This window comes from Castellaniella defragrans (assembly GCF_014203015.1).
Lineage (GTDB): Bacteria > Pseudomonadota > Gammaproteobacteria > Burkholderiales > Burkholderiaceae_B > Castellaniella > Castellaniella defragrans.
The window spans coordinates 102,778-123,213 of the sequence record NZ_JACHIB010000002.1 but is presented as its reverse complement, the minus strand read 5'-3'; the positions used below and the strand labels follow the sequence as shown (position 1 = coordinate 123,213).

General features: G+C 69.8%; 17 protein-coding genes. 6 read left to right on the top strand and 11 right to left on the bottom strand.

Annotated features, from left to right (window positions below; translation table 11 throughout):
• Window positions 1–4: 4 nt before the first annotated feature.
• Window positions 5–388, bottom strand: coding sequence for a DUF192 domain-containing protein (locus tag HNR28_RS01750; RefSeq protein WP_244978159.1), 384 nt, complete (start codon window positions 386–388; stop codon window positions 5–7).
• 182 nt (window positions 389–570) lie between these two features.
• Window positions 571–810 carry a cold-shock protein gene (locus tag HNR28_RS01745; RefSeq protein WP_043683009.1) on the bottom strand — a complete coding sequence of 80 codons (240 nt, stop codon included), beginning with the start codon at window positions 808–810 and terminating at the stop codon, window positions 571–573.
• 134 nt (window positions 811–944) lie between these two features.
• Between HNR28_RS01745 and clpS the strand changes: the two genes are divergently transcribed.
• The 6 genes from clpS (at window position 945) to putA (ending at window position 11,425) form a co-directional block, all read left to right on the top strand.
• A complete protein-coding gene (clpS, locus tag HNR28_RS01740; protein ID WP_043683007.1) occupies window positions 945–1,268 on the top strand; it encodes an ATP-dependent Clp protease adapter ClpS in 324 nt (107 codons plus the stop codon).
• 220 nt (window positions 1,269–1,488) lie between these two features.
• Complete coding sequence (gene clpA, locus HNR28_RS01735; RefSeq protein ID WP_043683004.1) at window positions 1,489–3,807, top strand: ATP-dependent Clp protease ATP-binding subunit ClpA; 2,319 nt, start codon at window positions 1,489–1,491, stop codon at window positions 3,805–3,807.
• Between the two features lie 24 nt (window positions 3,808–3,831).
• Window positions 3,832–5,073 (top strand): paraquat-inducible protein A, encoded by a 1,242-nt coding sequence (locus tag HNR28_RS01730; RefSeq protein ID WP_043683001.1) that lies wholly within the window; start codon window positions 3,832–3,834, stop codon window positions 5,071–5,073.
• A complete protein-coding gene (locus HNR28_RS01725) occupies window positions 5,063–6,787 on the top strand; it encodes a PqiB family protein (RefSeq protein ID WP_151024559.1) in 1,725 nt (574 codons plus the stop codon). The genes HNR28_RS01730 and HNR28_RS01725 overlap by 11 nt, the downstream gene beginning before the upstream one ends.
• Window positions 6,788–6,806: 19 nt before the next feature.
• Complete coding sequence (locus HNR28_RS01720) at window positions 6,807–7,529, top strand: PqiC family protein (RefSeq protein WP_151024560.1); 723 nt, start codon at window positions 6,807–6,809, stop codon at window positions 7,527–7,529.
• Between the two features lie 107 nt (window positions 7,530–7,636).
• Complete coding sequence (gene putA, locus HNR28_RS01715) at window positions 7,637–11,425, top strand: trifunctional transcriptional regulator/proline dehydrogenase/L-glutamate gamma-semialdehyde dehydrogenase (protein WP_151024561.1); 3,789 nt, start codon at window positions 7,637–7,639, stop codon at window positions 11,423–11,425.
• A 95-nt stretch (window positions 11,426–11,520) separates the two neighbouring features.
• Here the strand turns inward: putA and HNR28_RS01710 are convergent, their stop codons facing one another.
• The 9 genes from HNR28_RS01710 to coaBC all read right to left on the bottom strand — a co-directional run bounded on the left by HNR28_RS01710 (window position 11,521) and on the right by coaBC (window position 20,430).
• Window positions 11,521–11,802 carry a peptidylprolyl isomerase gene (locus HNR28_RS01710; protein WP_043682991.1) on the bottom strand — a complete coding sequence of 94 codons (282 nt, stop codon included), beginning with the start codon at window positions 11,800–11,802 and terminating at the stop codon, window positions 11,521–11,523.
• Window positions 11,803–11,942: 140 nt separating this feature from the next.
• Window positions 11,943–13,301, bottom strand: a complete 1,359-nt coding sequence (locus tag HNR28_RS01705) for an MBL fold metallo-hydrolase RNA specificity domain-containing protein (protein WP_151024562.1) — start codon at window positions 13,299–13,301, stop codon at window positions 11,943–11,945.
• 35 nt (window positions 13,302–13,336) lie between these two features.
• Window positions 13,337–14,050 (bottom strand): ABC transporter ATP-binding protein, encoded by a 714-nt coding sequence (locus HNR28_RS01700; RefSeq protein WP_043682987.1) that lies wholly within the window; start codon window positions 14,048–14,050, stop codon window positions 13,337–13,339.
• Window positions 14,047–14,898 carry an ABC transporter ATP-binding protein gene (locus HNR28_RS01695; protein ID WP_322789572.1) on the bottom strand — a complete coding sequence of 284 codons (852 nt, stop codon included), beginning with the start codon at window positions 14,896–14,898 and terminating at the stop codon, window positions 14,047–14,049. The genes HNR28_RS01700 and HNR28_RS01695 overlap by 4 nt, the downstream gene beginning before the upstream one ends.
• The gene (locus HNR28_RS01690; protein ID WP_052356081.1) at window positions 14,895–15,851 is read right to left on the bottom strand and encodes a branched-chain amino acid ABC transporter permease; all 957 of its coding nucleotides are present in this window, start codon (window positions 15,849–15,851) and stop codon (window positions 14,895–14,897) included. The genes HNR28_RS01695 and HNR28_RS01690 overlap by 4 nt, the downstream gene beginning before the upstream one ends.
• Before the next feature lie 15 nt (window positions 15,852–15,866).
• Complete coding sequence (locus tag HNR28_RS01685) at window positions 15,867–16,769, bottom strand: branched-chain amino acid ABC transporter permease (RefSeq protein ID WP_043682984.1); 903 nt, start codon at window positions 16,767–16,769, stop codon at window positions 15,867–15,869.
• 113 nt (window positions 16,770–16,882) lie between these two features.
• Window positions 16,883–18,025, bottom strand: coding sequence for a branched-chain amino acid ABC transporter substrate-binding protein (locus HNR28_RS01680; protein WP_151024563.1), 1,143 nt, complete (start codon window positions 18,023–18,025; stop codon window positions 16,883–16,885).
• 646 nt (window positions 18,026–18,671) lie between these two features.
• Window positions 18,672–19,139: a dUTP diphosphatase gene (dut, locus tag HNR28_RS01675; RefSeq protein ID WP_151024564.1), complete on the bottom strand. Its 468-nt coding sequence runs from the start codon at window positions 19,137–19,139 to the stop codon at window positions 18,672–18,674.
• A 94-nt stretch (window positions 19,140–19,233) separates the two neighbouring features.
• A complete protein-coding gene (gene coaBC, locus HNR28_RS01670) occupies window positions 19,234–20,430 on the bottom strand; it encodes a bifunctional phosphopantothenoylcysteine decarboxylase/phosphopantothenate--cysteine ligase CoaBC (RefSeq protein ID WP_151024565.1) in 1,197 nt (398 codons plus the stop codon).
• Between the last annotated feature and the right edge of the window lie 6 nt (window positions 20,431–20,436).

Sequence of the window (20,436 nt, the reverse complement as noted above, 5' to 3'; positions counted from 1 at the left end):
CGGCTCAGCGCGTCACCCGGTCGCCCGCGCGCACCCCGGCCCGGGCGAACCAGCCCTGGTTCATTTCCAGGGCCTGGGTCGCCGGCGCCGCCGGGCAGTGCGGCTCCAGGCTGCGCGGCTGCATGTCCTGGATGTCCACGATGCGCCCGTCCCGGCCGATGAAGGCGATGGACAGCGGGATGAGGGTGTTCTTCATCCAGAAGCAGTGGATGTCGGGCTCGCCCAGCTCGAACAGCATGCCGGCATCGGCCGCCAGCGCGGTCCGGTGCATCAGCCCTTCGCGCAGGGCCTCGGGCGTGGCGGCGTATTCCGCCTGGACCGGATGGCCGCCCACGCGCAGCGCCACGGTGGGCAGGGGCGGCTGCGCCGCCGCCCGAAGGCACGGCAACCCCGCCAGGACGAGGTCGGCAAGGATGATGGCAAAAGAGGGCCCCCACGCCGCGCAGCCTGCGGCCGCTCGCTGCTCCCGGCGGGGACGCTTTTTGCCTTGGGACGGCCCGGCGGCAAAAAAACAGGGCCCGCCCCGGGCCCCGCATCGCGTTAAAATGGAAAAGAACACCCGCGCCTCGATCAGGCGGCGGTGATGTTCAGGGCTTGTTTGCCTTTCGGACCCTGCGCGATATCGAAAACGACCTTCTGCCCTTCTTTCAGGGTCTTGAAGCCGTTCATCTGGATGGACGAAAAATGTGCGAAAAGGTCTTCACCCCCATTGTCGGGGGTAATGAAGCCAAAGCCCTTGGCGTCATTGAACCATTTGACCGTTCCTGTCAGCTTTTGTGACTCTCCGGTGTTTTCGATGGATTCCGACATGCAAACTGCCTCTCGACTATAGTGTGGGGTTTGAACGGCCCCGGCCATCCGTGAGGGCGGCCTGCGGGACACGACGATCATGCTGAATTCCAAGTCATTCAGTCAACTATGGAAACCACTAGGTTCTGATTCGCATGCCGACCGACATCCAAAATCAGCAGCAACTGGTGCGTGAAACCGCGCCGGTGCGCCTCGCGCCGCCGCCGATGTATCAGGTCGTGCTGCTGAACGATGACTACACGCCGATGGATTTCGTGGTGCACGTGCTGCAGCGAGTCTTCCACAAGGGCGGCGAAGAGGCCGAGCGCATCATGCTGCAGGTCCACCACGAAGGCCGCGGCATCTGTGGCATCTATACGCGCGACGTGGCCGCCACCCGGGTCGACGCCGTGCTGCGCCTGGCCCATGCCGATCAGCATCCGCTGCAATGCCTGATGGAGCCTGTGCCTTTTTTTTGACGCCGGGCCGCCCCAAGGCAAAAAGCGCCCCCTTGGGGGCAGCAAGCGGCCGCAGGCTGCGCAGCGTGGGGGTATTTTCTGACATATCGGCGCTTCTCCGCCCCTCGCGCCCGCGCTTAGGGACGATCCCGAGCCCCGGAGCCTCAAACGGCGGGCGGTTTTAGTCATAGAATAGGCATAACGGATTGCTTGATCCGCTCCGATATGCAATGGAGGAAGCGTGATTTCCGAAGAGCTCGAAGTCAGCCTGCACATGGCGTTCGTCGAGGCCCGCGCCGCCCGACACGAATTCATCACCGTGGAGCACTTGCTGCTGTCCTTGCTGGACAATGCCTCGGCCGTCGAAGTCCTGCGCGCCTGCGCCGCGGACATCGAGCTGCTGCGTCAGGATCTGCGCAAATTCATCGTCGAGAACACGCCGGTCTTCCCCGGCGAGGGCGACGTCGATACCCAGCCCACGCTCGGGTTTCAGCGGGTGATCCAGCGCGCCATCATGCACGTGTCCTCCAACGGCTCCAGCAAGAACGCCGTGACCGGCGCCAACGTGCTGGTCGCCATGTATGGCGAAAAGGACTCGCACGCGGTGTATTTCCTGGTGCAGCAGGGCGTGTCCCGGCTGGACGTGGTCAATTACCTGTCGCACGGCATCACCAAGGTGTCCGAGGACCCGCCGGCCGCGGACAATCCGCGCCTGGAGCCGCCCGTGGCCGATCCCAAGTCCGAGCAGCAGAAATCCCCCCTGGAAACCTACGCCACGGACCTCAACGCCGAGGCCCTCAAGGGCCGCATCGACCCGCTGATCGGCCGCGAGGACGAGGTCGAGCGCGTCATCCAGGTGCTGTGCCGCCGGCGCAAGAACAATCCCCTGCTGGTGGGCGAGGCCGGCGTCGGCAAGACGGCCATCGCCGAAGGCCTGGCCTGGCGCATCACCCAGGGCGACGTGCCCGAGGTCCTGCACCAGACCCAGGTCTACGCGCTGGACATGGGCGCGCTGCTGGCGGGCACCAAGTACCGCGGCGATTTCGAGCAGCGCCTGAAGCTGGTGCTCAAGACCCTGAAGGACAACCGCCACGCGGTGCTGTTCATCGACGAGATCCACACGCTGATCGGCGCGGGCTCCGCCTCGGGCGGCACGCTGGACGCGTCCAACCTGCTCAAGCCGGCGCTGTCCTCCGGGCACCTGAAGTGCATCGGGGCCACCACCTACACCGAATATCGCGGCGTCTTCGAGAAGGACCACGCGCTGGCGCGGCGCTTCCAGAAGATCGACATCCCCGAGCCCACGGTGGAGCAGACCATCCAGATCCTGCGCGGCCTGAAGGCGCGCTTCGAGGCCCACCACCAGGTGCGCTACTCGGGGGCGGCGATCACGGCGGCGGCGGAACTGGCCGCGCGCCACATCAGCGACCGCTTCCTGCCCGACAAGGCGATCGACGTGATCGACGAGGCCGGCGCCGCCCAGCGCCTGCTGCCCAAGTCGCGCCAGAAAAAGCTCATCGGCCGCGCCGAGATCCAGACCACCGTCGCGCGCATCGCCCGCATCCCGCCGCAGAACGTCTCCACGGACGACCGCAACAAGCTCGCCACGCTGGAGCGCGACCTGAAAGCCGTGGTGTTCGGCCAGGACCAGGCCATCTCCGCCCTGGCCGCCTCGATCAAGATGGCGCGCTCGGGCCTGGGGCGCCCCGACAAGCCCATCGGCTGCTTCCTGTTTTCCGGCCCCACGGGCGTGGGCAAGACCGAGGTCGCGCGCCAGCTGGCCTTCGTCCTGGGGATCGAACTGCTGCGCTTCGACATGTCCGAATACATGGAACGCCACACCGTGTCGCGCCTGATCGGCGCGCCGCCGGGCTACGTCGGCTTCGACCAGGGCGGCCTGCTGACCGAGGCCGTGACCAAGCAGCCGCATTGCGTGCTGCTGCTCGACGAAATCGAAAAGGCGCATCCGGACGTCTACAACATCCTGCTGCAGGTCATGGACCACGGCACGCTCACCGACAACAACGGGCGCAAGGCGGATTTCCGCAACGTGATCCTGGTGATGACCACCAACGCGGGCGCCGACACGCTGAACCGCAATGCCATCGGCTTTGCCGCGCCGCAGCGCACGGGCGACGAGATGGCGGAAATCAAGCGCCAGTTCACGCCCGAATTCCGCAACCGGCTGGACGCCATCATCGGCTTCTCGCCCCTGCCGCGCGAGGTCATCCTGCAGGTGGTGGACAAGTTCCTCATGCAGCTCGAAGACCAGCTCCACGACAAGCACGTCGAGGTGGTGTTCACCCAGGCGCTGCGCGATCATCTGGCGCGCGCCGGCTTCGACCCGGCCATGGGCGCCCGGCCCATGCAGCGCCTGATCCAGGACACCATCCGCCGCGCCCTGGCCGACGAGCTGCTGTTCGGCCGCCTGGTGCACGGCGGGCGGGTCGAGGTCGACCTGGATGCCCAGGAGCGGGTGGTGCTCAACTTCCCCGAGGGCGACGAGGGCCCGGGCGTGGTGCCGGAGCCTTCCCGGCCCGAGCCCGAGCTCGTGGACTAGGGCTCTCCGCATGAACAGGCCCTGATGGCGCGCGGGCCCCTGATCGCCTGCCCTCATTGCGACACGCTGCACGTCCGGCTCGACCCGGGCGCGCGCGGCAGGGCCGAATGCCGCTGCTGCGGCACGGTGCTGTACCGGCGCGGCTGGCTGTCGCTGGAACAATGGGTCGCGCTCGCCTGGGCCTGCCTGGCGGTGTTCGCCATCGCCCAGTGGTTCCCCATCGTCCGCGTGTCGCTCCAGGGCCTGGACCTCGACCTGACCTACTGGCAGGCGCTGCGCCTGTGCTGGGATCGCGGCTATTACGGCGTCTCGGTCATGACCGGGCTGGCCGGATTCTGGTTCCCGCTGCTGCAGATCGCGCTGACGCTGTGGGTGATGCAGGCGATCGCCGCGCGGCGCCTGCCGCCCGACCTGGGGCCCACGCTGCGGGTGCTGGGGTGGCTGGCGCCCTGGTCCATGGCGACGGTGCTGATCCTGGCCATCCTGGTGTCCGTCGTCAAGGTCGCGGGCCTGGCGCACCTGCAGGTGGCGCCCGGCCTGCTGGGCTTTCTCGCGCTCTGCTTCCTGCTGACCGGCCTGGGGCGCTGGGATGCGCACGCCCTGTGGCGCCAGGCCGAGGACGCGGGCCTGGTGCCGGTGTCCGGCGCGCAGGGGCGGGGCCGGGTGTGCGACGCCTGCGGCTGCGTCCAGCCCCCGCAGCCTTCCGGCCGCTGCCTGCGCTGCGGGGCGGCGCTGGGCCCCGCCCGCCACGGCGGCGCGGCGCAGGTCTGGGCCTTGCTGCTGGCGGCGGCCATCTTCTACGTTCCGGCCAATCTCCTGCCGATCATGGAGGTCCGCACCGCGCTGGGCCGCAGCAACCACACCATCCTGGGCGGCGTGATCGAGCTCTGGCGCTACGGCTCCTGGGACCTGGCGGTGATCGTCTTCGTCGCCAGCGTGCTGGTGCCGGTGACCAAGCTGCTGGCGCTGGCCTTCCTGCTGCTGCGCGACCGCCCCCTGGGCGCGCGGGTCCAGCGGCAGCGCACGCGGCTGTACGCCGGGGTCGAATTCGTCGGCCAGTGGTCCATGCTGGACGTCTTCGTCGTCGTCCTGATGGCCGCCATGGCCAATTTCCCGGGCCTGTCGCAGATCAGCGTCGGGCCGGCCGCGCTGAATTTCGGCGCCGTGGTCGTGCTCACGATGGCGGCGGCCATGCGCTATGATCCGCGTCGAGGCTGGGATGTCCTGCGGGGCGCCCGGCCGGCAAAGGAGACCCATGGACACTGAGGACCCACCGCCCCGCCCCGAGCACGATCCAGCCGGCGCCGAAGGCGCCTATCCCGCCGGGGCCACGCGCCCCTCCGGGGACGCTGCGGCGCCCGTCATCCGGCCGGGCCGCTCCCTGCGCTGGTCCTGGGTCTGGCTGGTGCCCCTGCTGGCGCTGGCGGTGGGGCTGTCGCTGCTGGCCTCGGTCTGGGTGCGCAACGGGCCGGTGATCACCATCAGCTTCCTGTCGGCGGCCGGCGTCGAGGCCGGCCAGACCAAGCTGCGCTACCGCGACGTGGTGGTGGGCGAGGTGTCCGACGTGCGCGTGGCGGAAGACCGCCAGCACGTGCTGGTGGACGTGCAGCTCAGGCGCGAGGGCTCGGAATACATCACGCAGAAGGACTCCAAGTTCTGGATCGTCCGTCCGCAGGTGAGTCTCGCGGGCGTCTCGGGGCTGGACACGCTGCTGTCGGGGGTCTACATCGACGTGGATGCGCCCGTCGCGCGGTCCGAGGACGGATCGGTGCGCGAATTCGAGGGCCTGGCCAACCCGCCGGAGGTGCTCAGCGGCCAGGTCGGCACCCGCTACGTGCTGCGGGCGGATTCGCTGGGCTCGCTGCGCGTGGGGTCCCGCATCCATTACCGCCGCATCGAGGTCGGCCGCGTCGTCAGCTACGACATGGCGCCCGACGGCCGCTCGGTCGGCCTGCACGTCTTCGTCGAGGCGCCCTACGACCGCTACGTGACGCCGGACACGCGCTTCTGGAACGACAGCGGCGTGGACCTGACGGTATCGACCGACGGCGTCCAGATGCGCACCAGCGGCCTGGCGGCGATCCTGGACGGCGGCATCGCCTTCGCCCAGGCCGACGAGTCCAGCTCCTACGACGGCCCCGCCGACAGCACGCCGGCCGCCGCGGGCGCCGAGTACCGACTGTTCGGTTCGCGCGACCAGGCCCTGGCCGACCCGGACGGCGATCCGGTGTCGGTCGAACTGCGCTTCGACCAGTCGGTGCGGGGCCTGCGCGTGGGCGCCGACATCGATTTCCGCGGCATGTCGATCGGCAAGGTGGTGGACATCGACCTGGAATTCGACCGCGCGCGCCGGCGCTTCTTCTCCCGCGTGCGGGGCCTGCTCTATCCGGTGCGCTTCGGCAGCGCCTACCGCCAGCTGCACGACGGCGTGGCGGGCGGCCTGCAGGGCGAGGCGCTGCTCGAGCCGCTGATCGAACGCGGCCTGCGGGCCCAGCTGCGCACCGCCAGCCTGCTGACCGGCCAGCAGTACGTGGCGCTGGACTTCTTCCCCGGCGAGGCCCATGCGGAGCCGAAGATCCCCGGCGACCTCTCCAGCCGCAGCGGCTTCCTGGTGCCCACGGTGCAGGGGGATTTCGACCGGCTGCAAGGGCAGCTCGGCAATATCGTCACCAAGCTGGACAAGGTGCCGATCGATGCGATCGGGCGCGACCTGAGCGCCAGCCTGGAGGCCTTGAACCGCCTGCTGCGCCGCCTGGACACCCAGGTGGCGCCCCAGGCGACGCGGGCCCTGAACTCGGCCAGCAATTCGCTGGACCGCATCGGCGCGGTGCTGGCGCCCGATGCGCCCCTGCTGGGCGGGCTGCGCGACACCCTGAGCGAACTGGACCGCGCGGCGCGCGCCCTGCGCCTGCTGTCCGATGCGCTGCAGGCCCGCCCCGACGCCCTGATCCGGGGGCGTGCGCCCGACGAGCTGCGTTGACGAGGATGAGGAGCGCATCATGAGCGTAAGAGGGACGATTTCGACCTGGGGACGTCTGCTGGGTCTGGCGGCCCTGCTGGCGGGCTGCGCGGTGGCGCCGCCGCGCTACTACAGCCTGGCGGCGCCCGCGGCCGGCCTGCCGGCGTCCACGGCCGGCACGGCCCGGGCGGCCCAGGGGGATCAGGCGGCCCAGGGGGATCGGGGTGTTCAGCCGGCCTCGGCGTCCCCGGCTCCGCGGGCGGCCGGAACCGGCCTGCGCCTCTCCGTCGCGCGGATTCCGGCCGAGGCCGAGCGCCCCCAGCTGGTGGTGCGCGACCCGGCCCGGGGCCCGGCGGTGCAGGTGCTGAACGATTCGCTCTGGGCGGCGCCGCTGGGCGACCAGATCCGCGATGCGCTGGCCGCCGAGGTCGGCCGCCGGCTGGGCGCGGCCGACCTGCAGCGTCTGCCGGACGCCGGATCCCGGCCCGCCCGGCGCATCGAAGTGCGGATCGACCGCTTCGACATGGTCTGGGACCGCTTCGTGGCGCTGGAGGCAGACTGGACGGACCGCGCGCCGGGCGCCGACCGCATCCGCCTGTGCCGGGCCGCCGTGCGCCTGCCCGCCGGCGCGGGTGTGGCCTCGCTGGTGGAAGCACAGCGCGGGGCGCTGGACCGCCTGGCGGCCCTGATCGCCGCCGCGGCCTCGGATTCCACGGCCGATTTACAGGGAAAACCAACCGTGTCAGAATTCGGTTGCACCTGACTGATTTCGGGTTAACCATAATGGCGGGTTCAGGTGCAACCTTTTAGCATGGCGCCTGATGCGAGCCGGGTCCCCGGCCGGCGACACCAACGTGGAATACCTGGAACATGGCTACTGTAACCTTGGGTGTAAAGGTCGATGAGGCGCTGCGCGAGCGCCTGCGGGTCCTGGCGGAATCACTGGGCTGCACGCCGCACTGGCTGCACAAGCAGGCCCTGCTGAGCTACATCGAGGCCATCGAGCGCGGCCAGGTGCCCGCCGAGATCGACCGGCGCGCGGACGCCGATTCCACGGAAGCGTCCGCGGTGGAACCCGAGCCCCTGGCGCCGTTCCACGAGTTCGCCCAGGAAGTCCTGCCGCAGTCCGTGCTGCGCGCCGCCATCACCGCCGCCTACCGCCGTCCGGAACCGGAATGCGTCGCCATGCTGGTGGACCAGGCCGAGTCGTCGCAGCCCGAGCGGGTCGAGACCCTGGCCCGGCGCCTGGTCCAGACCCTGCGCGACAAGCGCAAGGGCGGCGGGGTGGAAGGCCTGATCCAGGAATTCTCGCTCTCCAGCCAGGAAGGCGTCGCCCTGATGTGCCTGGCCGAGGCGCTGCTGCGCATTCCCGACCAGGCCACGCGCGACGCCCTGATCCGCGACAAGATCAGCCATGGCGACTGGCGCGCGCACGTGGGCGAATCCCGTTCGCTGTTCGTCAACGCGGCCACCTGGGGCCTGCTGGTCACCGGCAAGCTGGTCAGCGTCAACAGCGAGCAGAACCTGTCCCAGGCCCTGACACGCCTGATCGCCAAGGGCGGCGAGCCGCTGATCCGGCGCGGGGTGAACATGGCCATGCGCCTGATGGGCGAGCAGTTCGTCACCGGCCAGACGATTTCCTCGGCCCTGGCCAACAGCCGCAAGTTCGAGGACATCGGCTTCCGCTATTCCTACGACATGCTGGGCGAGGCCGCCACCACGGCGGAGGACGCCGCGCGCTACTACCAGTCCTACGAGCAGGCCATCCACGCCATCGGCAAGGCCTCCCAGGGACGCGGGATCTACGAAGGCCCGGGCATCTCCATCAAGCTCTCGGCGCTGCATCCGCGCTATTCGCGCGCCCAGCGCGACCGGGTCATGGAAGAGCTGCTGCCGCGCATGGTCGGGCTGGCCGCGCTGGCGCGCCGCTACGACATCGGCCTGAACATCGACGCGGAGGAGGCCGACCGCCTGGAGCTGTCCCTGGACCTGCTGGAAGCCCTGTGCTTCGACGAGCGCCTGCGCGGCTGGAACGGCATCGGCTTCGTCATCCAGGCCTACCAGAAGCGCGCGCCCTTCGTGATCGATTTCGTGATCGACCTGGCGCGCCGCAGCAAGCACCGCCTGATGGTCCGCCTGGTCAAGGGCGCCTACTGGGATTCCGAGGTCAAGCGCGCCCAGGTCGACGGCCTGGAAGGCTATCCGGTCTACACGCGCAAGATCCATACCGACGTGTCCTACCTGGCCTGCGCGCGCAAGCTGCTGTCCGCCCCGGAAGCCGTCTTTCCCCAGTTCGCCACGCACAACGCCCAGACGCTGGCCTCCATCTACTACATGGCGGGCGAAAACTACTACCCCGGGCAGTATGAATTCCAGTGCCTGCACGGCATGGGCGAGCCGCTGTACGAGGAGGTCGTCGGCCCGGTCTCCAAGGGCCGCCTGAACCGGCCCTGCCGCGTCTACGCTCCCGTGGGCACGCACGAGACCCTGCTGGCCTACCTGGTGCGCCGCCTGCTGGAAAACGGCGCCAACACCTCCTTCGTCAACCAGATCGGCGACCGCGACCTGCCCATCGACGCCCTGGTGGCCGACCCGGTCCGCAAGGCCCGCGCCATCCAGCCCCTGGGGGCGCCGCACGAGCGCATTCCCCTGCCGCGCGACCTGTACCGGGCGCACGAGGACCGCGCCAATTCGGCCGGCCTGGACCTCAGCAACGAGCATCGCCTGGGCTCCCTGGCGGCCGCGCTGCTGGGCGCCGCCGCGCAGGACTGGCGCGCCGCGCCGCCCGGCGAATGGCGCGGCGAGCGCGCCCGGCCCGTGCTCAACCCGGCGGACCGCCGCGACGTGGTCGGCCAGGTGATCGAAGCCGACGAGGACGACGTCCGGGCCGCCCTCGGGCGGGCCGAGTACGCCGCGCCGATCTGGCAGGCCACGCCGCCCGCCGAGCGGGCCCAGTGCCTGCGGCATGCCGCCCAGCTGATGGAAGACGAGATGCAGTCGGCCATCGGCCTGATCGTGCGCGAGGCGGGCAAGTCCTTCCCCAACGCCATCGCCGAGGTGCGCGAGGCGGTCGATTTCCTGCGCTACTACGCCGTCCGGATCGAGGAATCCTTCTCCAACGACAGCCACCGGCCGCTGGGCCCGGTGCTGTGCATCAGCCCCTGGAACTTCCCCCTGGCGATCTTCACCGGCCAGGTCGCGGCCGCCCTGGCCGCCGGCAACGTCGTGCTGGCCAAGCCGGCCGAGCAGACCGCGCTGATCGCCGCCTACGGCGTGTCGGTGCTGCATCGTGCCGGCATCCCGGCCGATGCGGTGCAGCTGCTGCCGGGCCGCGGCGAGACCGTGGGCGCGGCCCTGGTCGCCAGCCCGGCGGTGCGCGGCGTGCTGTTCACCGGCTCCACCGAGGTCGCGCGGCTGATCGCCGCCACCCTGGCCGAACGCCTGGACGGCGCCGGCCACCCGGTCCCGCTGATCGCCGAGACCGGCGGGCAGAACGCGCTGATCGTGGATTCCTCGGCGCTCACCGAGCAGGTCGTCTACGACGTGCTCAGCTCGGCCTTCGACTCGGCCGGCCAGCGCTGTTCCGCGCTGCGCGTGCTGTGCGTGCAGGAGGACTGCGCCGACCGCACGCTGGCGATGCTGCGCGGCGCCATGAACGAACTGCGCGTGGGCCGTCCCGAGCTGCTGTCCACCGACATCGGCCCGGTGATCGACGCCGAGGCCCGCGCCGTGATCGAGCGCCACGTCCAGGCCATGCAGGCGGCCGGCCATGCCGTCGACCGCCATGCGCTCGACGAGGCGCAGACGCGCCACGGCACCTTCGTGGCGCCCACCCTGATCGAGATCGCCGACATCGCCGAGCTGGAGCGCGAGGTCTTCGGCCCCGTGCTGCACGTGCTGCGCTACCGCCGCCAGGATCTGGATGCGGTGATCGACGCCATCAACGGCCGCGGCTACGGCCTGACCTTCGGCGTGCATACCCGCCTGGACGAGACCGTGCGCCACGTCATCGAGCGCATCCATGCGGGCAACGTCTACGTCAACCGCAACATCGTCGGCGCCACCGTGGGCGTGCAGCCCTTCGGCGGCGAGGGCCTGTCGGGCACCGGCCCGAAGGCGGGCGGCCCGCTGTACCTGCACCGCCTGCTGGCCGACGCGCCCGGCACCCTGCCGGTCGAGGGCGTGGTGGGCAAGGGCGCGCGGCCGCTGACGCTGCCCGGCCCCACCGGCGAGACCAACCAGTACCACCTGAAGCCGCGCGGCACGGTGCTGTGCCACGCGGCCAGCGCGGCCGGCGCGCAGGCCCAGATGGAGGCCTGCCACCGCACGGGCAACGAGATGCTGTGGGTGGATCATCCGGAAGTGCGCGCCTTCCACGCGGCGCGCCCGGCGGGCGCCGCCGTGCGCTGGGTCGCGCCCGAGGCCGTCGCCACGGCCGACTTCCAGGCGGTGCTCTACGAGGGCGACAGCGACGGCCTGCAGGCGCTGTCGCGCGCGATCGTCGGCCGGCCCGGCCCGATCGTCCCCGTCCTGGCCCGCCGCGTCGACGAGCTGTCGGCCGGCAAGACCTATCCGCTGGAAATGCTGGTCCGCGAAGTCTCGGTCTGCGTCAACACCGCCGCCGCCGGCGGCAATGCCAGCTTGATGATGGTGGGATGAGACTGGACTGGGAATGGTCCCTGCGGACCATTCCCAGCCTGTCGAATCCGAGCCGCTTGCAAGCGGCGAGGTGGGGGGCTGCGACAGTCCTCTGATCAGTCCTGCCGGTCGGTCACTTCCACCAGGTGGTAGCCGAACTGGGTGCGGACCGGCCCCTGGACCACGCCCACCGGCGCGCTGAAGACGACCTCGTCGAATTCGCGCACCATCTGGCCGCGGCCGAAGGTGCCCAGGTTGCCGCCGTCGCGGCTGGACGGGCAGCTGGAATGCTCGCGGGCGACGGCCGCGAAATCGGCGCCGCCTTCGATGTCGGCCTTCAGCTTCAGGCACTGTTCTTCGCTGTCGACCAGGATATGGCGGGCGGAGGCTTGGGTCATGGGATGTTCCTGTGAGTGTGCGAGGTAGGACCCACAGCATAACCCAATGCGCCGCCCGGCCGATGCGCGGGCCGCGGAGTCCGCGCCGCGGCTTGCACGATGCGCAGGCCGTCGGCCGTCGGCCGCGGGCGCCGTCCGGCCTACAGCGCGTACGTCTGGTTCTGCAGCGGCACGGTGACCTGCCAGTCGAGTTCGCGCAGGACGCGCTCGCGCAGGGCCTCGGAGGCTTCCGGCTCGCCGTGGACGATGAAGAGCCGCCGGGGCGGCTCGCGGAAGCCGGACAGCCAGCGCAGGAGCTCGTCGCTGTCGGCGTGCGCCGACAGCATGGGCAGCTCGGCGACTTCCGCCTCGATGGGGATCCACTGCCCGTGGATCCGGGTCTCGGTGGCGCCGTTGAGCAGCTTGCGCCCGCGCGTGCCGGCGGCCTGGAAGCCGGAGAAGAGCAGGGTGTTGCGGTGGTCGGTGCCGAAGGCGGCGATGTGGTGCAGCACCCGGCCGCCGGTCGCCATGCCGCTGGCCGAGAGGATGATCTTGGGGTAGCGATTGGCCGACAGCGCCTTGGAGCCCTCGACGTCGCGCACGTAGGTCACGGCCGCGCAGGCGGCCTCGTAGTCGCGCGGGGCGAGCTTGTGCTCCCCGGCATGCCGGTCCAGCAGCGCGGTGGCGCTGGCCGCCATGGGGCTGTCGAGGTAGACGGGGATGTTCTGCAGCCGGCCGGCCTGGCGCAGCTTCCAGAGCGCGTGGATCAGGGTCTGCGCCCGGCCCACGGCGAAGGCGGGGATGACCACGGTGCCGCCGCGCCGCACGGTGCGCTCGATGACGGCGCCCAGGGCCTCGACGGGATCGGTGGGATCGTGGCGCCGGTTGCCGTAGGTGGATTCGATGACGACGTAGTCGGCGTGCGGCACGGGCTCGGGGTCGTGCATCACCGGATCGCCGTAGCGGCCGAGATCGCCGGAAAAGACCACGCGCCGGCCGCCGATGTCGATCTGCGCGGTCGTGGCCCCCAGGATGTGGCCGGCGCGGCGCAGGGTCAGCCGGGCGCCGCCGGGCAGCGCGATCGTCCGGTGCAGCGGGACGTCGGAAAAGCGCGCCATGGCGCGTTCGGCGTCGATCACGCGGTAGAGCGGCAGGGCCGGCGCATGCTTGGAAAAGCCCTTGCGATTGGAGAATTCGGCGTCCTTTTCCTGCAGGCTGGCGCTGTCCAGCAGGATCAGCTCGGCCACGTCGCGTGTGGCGGGCGTGGCGTGGATGCGGCCCTTGAACCCGTCGATCACCAGGCGCGGCAGGTAGCCGCAGTGGTCGAGGTGGGCGTGCGTCAGCACCACCGCGTCGATGTCGGCGGGCGGCAGCGGCAGGGGCTGCCAGTTGAGTTCGCGCAGGTTTTTCAGGCCCTGGAACAGGCCGCAGTCCACCAGCAGGCGGGTGTCGCCGTGGCTCAGCAGATGCTTGGAGCCGGTGACGGTACCGGCGCCCCCCAGACAGGTCAGCGAGAGCATGGTTTCCTTGTGCCGCGGCGGGCGTCGGTGTCGCGTCAGTGCCCCAGATAGGCCGCCTGGATCTCCGGCGAGGACAGCAGCTCGCGCGAGGAGCCTTCGTGCGAGAGCTTGCCGACCTCCAGCACGTAGCCGCGGTCGGCCAGCTTGAGCGCCATGCGGGCGTTCTGTTCCACGATCAGGATGGTGACGCCGGTGTCGCGCACCTCGCGCAGCACCTGGAAGATGTTGCGCACGATGATCGGCGCCAGGCCCAGGCTGGGCTCGTCGAGCAGCAGCAGGCGCGGCTTGGTCACCAGGGCGCGGCCGATGGCGAGCATCTGCTGCTCGCCGCCCGACAGCGTGCCGGCGAGCTGGGCGCGGCGTTCGTACAGGCGCGGGAAGATCTTGTAGACGTGCTCGCAGCTTGCCTCGGTTTCGCCCGCCGGCCGCGTGAAGCCGCCCATGCGCAGGTTTTCCTCCACCGAGAGGGTGCCGAACACGCGCCGGCCTTCGGGAGACTGGCCGATGCCCAGGCGCACGATGCGGTCGGCGCCCATGCGGGTGGTGTCGTGCCCGGCGAAGGTGATCTTGCCCGACTGCGGCGTGATCAGGCCGCTCAGGGTGCGCATCAGCGTGGTCTTGCCGGCGCCGTTGGCGCCCAGGATGGCCACCACCTCCTTTTCCTGGACGTGCAGGGAAATGCCCTTGAGGGCCTGGATGTGACCGTAGCTGACGCGCAGGTCTTCGATCTGGAGCAGAGGAGCGGTCATGCGTTCACCTGGTCTTGTACGGCGTTCATCAGCGGGTCGTCCTCGTCGTCGTCCTGGCCCAGGTAGGCCTCGATGACGAGCGGGTTGCTGCGGATCTCGGCGGGCTTGCCCTCGGCGATCTTCTTGCCGAAGTTGATCACGACGATGTTGTCGGTGACGTTCATCACCACGCTCATGTCGTGCTCCACCAGGATCACGGTGATGCCGGAGTCGCGGATGGCGCGGATGGTGTCGTTCAGCGCGGCCGATTCCTGTTCGTTCAGGCCGGCCGCCGGCTCGTCCAGGATGACGAGCTCGGGCTCGGCCACCAGCGTGCGCGCCATCTCGACGCGGCGCTGGGCGCCGTAGGGCAGGGAGGTGGCGATCTCCTGGGCCACGTCGGCCAGGCCGAGCTGGCGCAGTACCGCCATGGCCCGCTCGACCAGCTCGCGTTCCTCGCGGCGCTGGGCGGGCGTGTTCAGCAGGCCCTGCCACCAGGACTGGCGCATGCGCAGGTGCTGGCCGGCGATCACGTTTTCCAGCACCGTCATGTCCTGGAACAGGCGGATGGTCTGGAAGGTGCGGCGGATGCCGGCCTCGGCGATGCGGTGCGGCGCGAGCCCCGTGATGTCGCGGCCATGCCAGCGGATGTGGCCGTCGGTGGGCCGGTAGACGCCGGTGATCATGTTGAACACCGTGGTCTTGCCCGCGCCGTTGGGGCCGATCAGGCCGACGATCTCGCCGCGCCGGATCTTGAAGCTGAGGTCGTCGACCGCGCGCAGGCCGCCGAAGCTGATGCCGATGCCGTCGAGTTCGAGGAGGACGTCGGACCCGTCGCCGGACGGGCGGGAAACGGCGGTATTCATCATGCGATCCCCTTGCGAGCCGGCCAGATGCCCTGCGGACGCAGGATCATGACGAGGATCATCGCCACGCCGAAGGCCAGATAGCGGTATTGGGCGAATTCGGTGAAGATCTGCGGCACCACGAACATCATGGCGGTGCCCAGCAGCACGCCGGGCACGGAGGCCTGGCCGCCGACCAGCACGATGGCGAACAGCACCACCGAATCGGTGAAGCGGAACGAACCGGGGCTGACGGCCGAGAGCTGCATGGCGAACAGCGTGCCGGCCAGCCCGGCCAGCCCGGCCGACAGCGCGAAGGCGGCGACCTTGTAGTTGCGGGCGTTGACCCCCAGGGTGCCGGCCGCCAGCTCGTCGTGCTTGATGTAGCGGAAGGTGCGCCCGAGCGCCGAGCGGTCCAGGTTGCCCATCAGCCACAGCACCACGGCCAGCACGACCCAGTTCAGGTAGAACAGGTCGCTTTGCGTGCCGAACATGTGGCCGAAGAGCGTCGGGCCGCTCACGCCGAACAGGCCGTCGGCGCCGCCGGTCAGGCCGAACAGGTTGTTCTGCATGGCCAGCACGAAGATGGCGTTGAAGCCGATCGTGACCACCAGCAGGTAGTCGCCGCGCAGCTTGACGATGGGCGCCGACAGGATCGCGCCCAGGGCCGCCGCCAGCACGATGGCCACCGGGATGGTCCAGAGCACGGGCCAGTTGAACGACAGCGACAGGATCGCGCAGGTGTAGGCGCCGATGCCGAAGAAGACCGCGTGCCCCATGTCGTACATCCCGGCGCGGCCCAGCACGATGTCCTGGGACAGGGCGACGATGGAATAGATGGCGAAGATGCCGCCGATGGTGATCCAGGCGGGCGAGAGCAGCTGCGGGATCAGCAGGCCCAGCGCCCACAGGGCGGGGCCGGCCAGGCGCAGCGCGCGGGCCCGGTCCGCGCGGGCGGCCGGAGTGGCTTGTTTCATGTGTTTGTCCATGGATTACACCTTTTCCGCGACGCGTTCGCCCAGCAGGCCCGTGGGGCGCACCAGAAGGATGCCGATCAGCAGGGCGAAGGTGATGGCGTCCTGCCAGGAACTGGAGACGTAGCCGGCGGCGAAGGCATTGAACAGGCCCAGCACCAGCCCGCCCAGCATGGCGCCGGGAATGTTGCCGATGCCGCCGATGATGGCCGCGATGAAGGCGCTCAGGCCGTAGGACCAGCCCATGGTGAAGTAGGTCTGGCGGTAGTACAGGCCGATGAACAGGCCGCCCACCGCGCCCAGGACCGGACCGATGATGAAGACCATGGCGATCACGCGGTTGACGTTGACCCCCATCAGGCGCGCGGCGTCCTGGTCGATGGCGGTGGCGCGGATGGCGGTGCCCACGCGGGTGTGGTGCACGAAGAAGTACAGCGCGGCCATCAGCACGAAGGCGCCGACGATGATCAGCAGCTGCACGAAGCTGATGTGGGCGCCGCCGATCTCCCAGTTGATGTTGGGCAGGAGGTTGCTGGGGAAGACCTGGACGTTCGGGCTCCAGATCAGCATGATGCCGTTCTGGATCAGCATCGAGGCGCCCAGGGCCGAGACCACGGCCGACAGGCGCGGCGCCTTGCGCAGGGGCTTGTAGGCGAACTGGTCGAGCAGCGTGCCGGCCACGGCCACCACGATCATGGCGATCAGGAACGCCAGGACCAGCAGGACCGGCGTGGACAGGCCGGCGAAGACGCCGGAGGTGAGGGTGGTCAGGCCGATGAAGGCGCCCAGGATGCACAGGTCGCCGTGGGCGAAGTTGATCAGCTTGAGCACCCCGTAGACCATGGTGTAGCCCAGCGCGATCAGCGCGTAGATGCCGCCGACCGTCACCCCATTGATGAATTGCTGGAGGATAAAGTCCATCGATCGGTTTCCAGAGAGAGCCGCGTCGCGGCAGGCGCGCCGCCCGGGACCGGGCGTGGCGAAAAGGGCGGCGCCCGGCCCGCGGGGGGCGCGGGCGCCGTGGTGCGGCAGGCTCAGTTCGTCGGGTAGACGGTCTTGTAGCTGCCGTCGGCCTGGACTTCAAAGGCCGACATCGGGCTGCCGATGCGTTCGCCCTTGTCATCCCAGGTGAAGGGGCCGGTCAGGCCGGGGAAGGGCTGCTTCATGTCGTGCAGCCAGGGGATGAGCTTGGCGGTGTCCGTGCTCTTGGTGGCCTCGATGGCGGCGAAGACCGCGCGCAGGCCGTCGGCGTTGGTGAAGGTGTAGATGCTGGGAGGCGCCGAGCCGAAGGCCTGGGTGTAGTCGGCCAGGAACTTCTTGGCTTCCGGATAGGGCAGGTTTTCCGGGGCGGGGACGTTGACGATGATGGCGCCCTGGGCCGCGTTGCCGGCGATCTTGGCGAAGGCCGCGTTCTGGTTGGCGTCGCCGCCGATGAAGACCGCGTTCATGCCGAGCTGCTTCATCTGGGCGCGGATCAGGCCGCCGTCGGTGTAGTAGCCCGAGAAGAACAGCGCGTCCGGGTTCTTGGACTTCAGCTTGGTCAGCACGGCGCTGTAGTCCTGGGTGCCGGCGTTGATGAAGTCCTCGGCCACGAGGTTGCCCTTCTGGTCCTGGACCGCCTTCTTGACGCTCTGGGCCAGGCCGGTGGCGTAGCTGGAGTGGTCGCTCAGCACCGCGATGCGCTGGTACTTCTTGACGTTGACCATGTAGTTGGCGGCGAAGACGGCTTCGTCGCTGTTGGGCGGCGCGTTGCGGAAGAAGGTCTTCCAGCCGCGCTGGGTGAGTTCGTCGCTGGTGCCGTCGGAGGTCTGGATGACGTTGGCGGCCGAATAGATCGGCGCGGCGGCCAGGGCGGCGCCGCTGGTGTAGGTGCCGATCACCGCGATCACGCCGTCGTTCACCAGCTTGCGGCCGCAGATGGCGGCCTGCGAGGCCTTGCCTTCGTCGTCGCACACGATCACCTGGATCTGGCGGCCCAGCAGGCCGCCCGCCGCGTTCTGCTGCTTGACCAGCAGCTGGACGCCGTTCTCGATGCCCTGGCCCTCGGCGGCGTATTCGCCGGTGATGGGGGCCTGCACGCCGATCTTGATGGGGCCGTCGGCGGCGAACGCCGTTCCGGCGCCGGTCGCCAGCAGGATCGCTGCGGTGAGGGTGGAAAGTTTGGTCAGCCTGCTCATGTCTGGATTCTCCTTTGTGACGGATCCAATCGCTGGGGTGGGTCGGGTAGAGCGTGTGCGATGCAAGCGGCCCCATTCCCGGGGGATTCCCTTGTCTCGGTGGGAAGGAGGCCGGCCTTCTCGGGCCGCGCCGCCGGATGGGAACGGCGCGGTCGTGCGAAGGGGTTGGTTAACCCTGTCAATCAGGTAAAACCTTTACGGAAGGAAAAAGGGGCAACCCGAAAGACGGGCGAAGTATAACCATCTGAAATCCGCTAGTGCAACCAGGGATATCGCCTAGATAAGGGACTGCGAGGCCTGCGGCCGATCCCCTCATTTTGGACTGGCTTAATAATATATTGATAATATTTTTTGTACGAACTGGGATAAACCCTGATGCGTCCAGGGTGGAAAAATGCCGGCAGCAATGATCCAAGCCATTGAAATTCAAATGGAATTATTCCCGGCATGGGAATGGCCGGCCTGCGCCGGGGCGCCGCCCCGGCGCGAAAAGGAAGGGCCGGATCGGCCGTCCCGCCGGTCCAGCCCGGATGCCGGCGCCGGTGTTCTTGATCGGATATCAGGATAAACCCTGATCCTTCGCCCGCCCGCGCGGGGCGGGGACGGACGGACGCTTCGGCAGGGCGTCGGCGATGACGCCGGAAGCTCAGTGCCGGCCGGTGCTGCCGAAGCCGCCTTCGCCGCGTTCGGTGGCCGTGTCGAAGGCCCCGACCAGGTGCAGCCCCACCTGCACGACCGGCTGGAACAGCAGCTGCGCGATGCGTTCGCCCGGCTGGATGGCGTAGGGCGCGTCGCCGTCGTTGGCGAGCAGGACCTTGATTTCCCCATGGTAGTCGGCGTCGATGACGCCGATGCCCTGGGCGACGCGGATGCCGTGCTTGAGCGACAGGCCCGAGCGCGAGGCCACGATCGCCACCAGGCCGGGATCCATCATGTTCAGCGCCAGCCCGGTGGGCACGGGCAGGCGCGCGCCGGGCGCCAGGGTGACGGGCGCTTCCAGGCAGGCGCGCAGGTCCAGGGCGGCGGAGCCGCCGGTGGCGTAGTCGGGCAGGGGGATCGCGTCCGTGCCCAGCAGGGGGTTGACGATGCGGGCCTGGATGAGACGTCGTTGCATGGTGATGAAGGTCCGTGGTGAAGAAAAGCGGGGCGCGGTCGCGGCCGGAAAAAGCGGGACGCGGCCCGCCGCGCGGCGGGCGGATCGCGGGGGCTCAGCGGGGCGGCAGGCGCCCGGCGATCCAGGCGACCAGCGCGCGGGCGGCGTGCAGCTTGGGCTGCCGCGCCAGGGGGTGGGCGCCCGTCTCGTCGAAGATCACCAGTTCGGTGTCCTCGGCGTCCATGGATTCCTGGGCCAGATTGCCGACGATGGCGGGGATGCCCTTGCGCGCGCGCTTGGCCTGGGCGTGCTCGGCCAGGTGGTCGGTCTCGGCGGCGAAGCCCACGCACCAGGGGCCGCCGGGCAGGGCGGCGACCTCGGCCAGGATGTCGGGGTTCTGGACGAATTCCAGTTGCGGCGGCTGGCCGCCGGGCTGCTTCTTGAGCTTGAGGGAGGAAGGGTTGGCGATGCCCCAGTCGGCCACGGCCGCCACGGCGATGAACAGGTCGGCGCCGCCCGCCCGCGCCATCACGGCGGCGTGCATGTCGGCGGCGCTGCGCACGGCGATGCGCTCGACGCCGTCGGGGCAGGGCAGCGCGACGGGGCCGGACACCAGGGTCACTGTCGCGCCGGCCTCGGCCGCCGCCCGGGCCAGGGCGTAGCCCATGCGGCCGGACGAGCGGTTCGTGAGCACCCGCACCGGATCGATGGTCTCGCTGGTGGGGCCGGCCGTGAGCAGCACGCGGCGGCCCGCCAGCGTCTTGGGCTGGAAGAAGGCGATCAGGGCGCGCAGGATCCGGTCGGGCTCCATCATGCGGCCCGAGCCGGTCTCGCCGCAGGCCTGCGGGCCGGCGTCCGGGCCGATCAGCGTCACGCCGTCGGCGCGCAGCTGCGCCGCGTTGCGCTGGGTGGCCGGGTGGGTCCACATTTCGTGGTTCATGGCCGGCGCGGCCAGCAGCGGCACGGCGCCGCGCGCCACGCACAGCGTGGTCAGCAGGTCGTCGGCCAGGCCGAGGGCGGCGCGCGCCAGGAAATCGGTGCTGGCCGGCGCCACCAGGACCGCGTCGGCGCCGCGCGTGAGATTGATGTGCGCCATGCGGTTGTCCATGCGCGCGTCCCAGGCGTCCACCCAGACGGGGCGGCCCGAGAGGGCCTGCATCGTGGCCGGCGTGATGAAGCGGGTGGCGGCCTCGGTCATCACCACGTCCACCGTGGCGCCCTCGTCCTGCATGCGGCGCAGCAGTTCGGCCGACTTGTAGCAGGCGATGCCGCCCGTCAGCCCCAGGATGATGCGTTTGCCCGACAGGTCCATGGGGGC

Excerpts from the sequence above, each read along its gene's own strand:
- HNR28_RS01745 (WP_043683009.1), bottom strand. The coding sequence starts at position 810 with ATGTCGGAATCCATCGAAAACACCGGAGAGTCACAAAAGCTGACAGGA.
- clpS (WP_043683007.1), top strand. The coding sequence starts at position 945 with ATGCCGACCGACATCCAAAATCAGCAGCAACTGGTGCGTGAAACCGCG.
- HNR28_RS01730 (WP_043683001.1), top strand. The coding sequence starts at position 3,832 with ATGGCGCGCGGGCCCCTGATCGCCTGCCCTCATTGCGACACGCTGCAC.
- HNR28_RS01725 (WP_151024559.1), top strand. The coding sequence starts at position 5,063 with ATGGACACTGAGGACCCACCGCCCCGCCCCGAGCACGATCCAGCCGGC.
- HNR28_RS01720 (WP_151024560.1), top strand. The coding sequence starts at position 6,807 with ATGAGCGTAAGAGGGACGATTTCGACCTGGGGACGTCTGCTGGGTCTG.
- putA (WP_151024561.1), top strand. The coding sequence starts at position 7,637 with ATGGCTACTGTAACCTTGGGTGTAAAGGTCGATGAGGCGCTGCGCGAG.
- HNR28_RS01710 (WP_043682991.1), bottom strand. The coding sequence starts at position 11,802 with ATGACCCAAGCCTCCGCCCGCCATATCCTGGTCGACAGCGAAGAACAG.
- HNR28_RS01705 (WP_151024562.1), bottom strand. The coding sequence starts at position 13,301 with ATGCTCTCGCTGACCTGTCTGGGGGGCGCCGGTACCGTCACCGGCTCC.
- HNR28_RS01700 (WP_043682987.1), bottom strand. The coding sequence starts at position 14,050 with ATGACCGCTCCTCTGCTCCAGATCGAAGACCTGCGCGTCAGCTACGGT.
- HNR28_RS01695 (WP_322789572.1), bottom strand. The coding sequence starts at position 14,898 with ATGATGAATACCGCCGTTTCCCGCCCGTCCGGCGACGGGTCCGACGTC.
- HNR28_RS01690 (WP_052356081.1), bottom strand. The coding sequence starts at position 15,851 with ATGAAACAAGCCACTCCGGCCGCCCGCGCGGACCGGGCCCGCGCGCTG.
- HNR28_RS01685 (WP_043682984.1), bottom strand. The coding sequence starts at position 16,769 with ATGGACTTTATCCTCCAGCAATTCATCAATGGGGTGACGGTCGGCGGC.
- HNR28_RS01680 (WP_151024563.1), bottom strand. The coding sequence starts at position 18,025 with ATGAGCAGGCTGACCAAACTTTCCACCCTCACCGCAGCGATCCTGCTG.
- dut (WP_151024564.1), bottom strand. The coding sequence starts at position 19,139 with ATGCAACGACGTCTCATCCAGGCCCGCATCGTCAACCCCCTGCTGGGC.
- coaBC (WP_151024565.1), bottom strand. The coding sequence starts at position 20,430 with ATGGACCTGTCGGGCAAACGCATCATCCTGGGGCTGACGGGCGGCATC.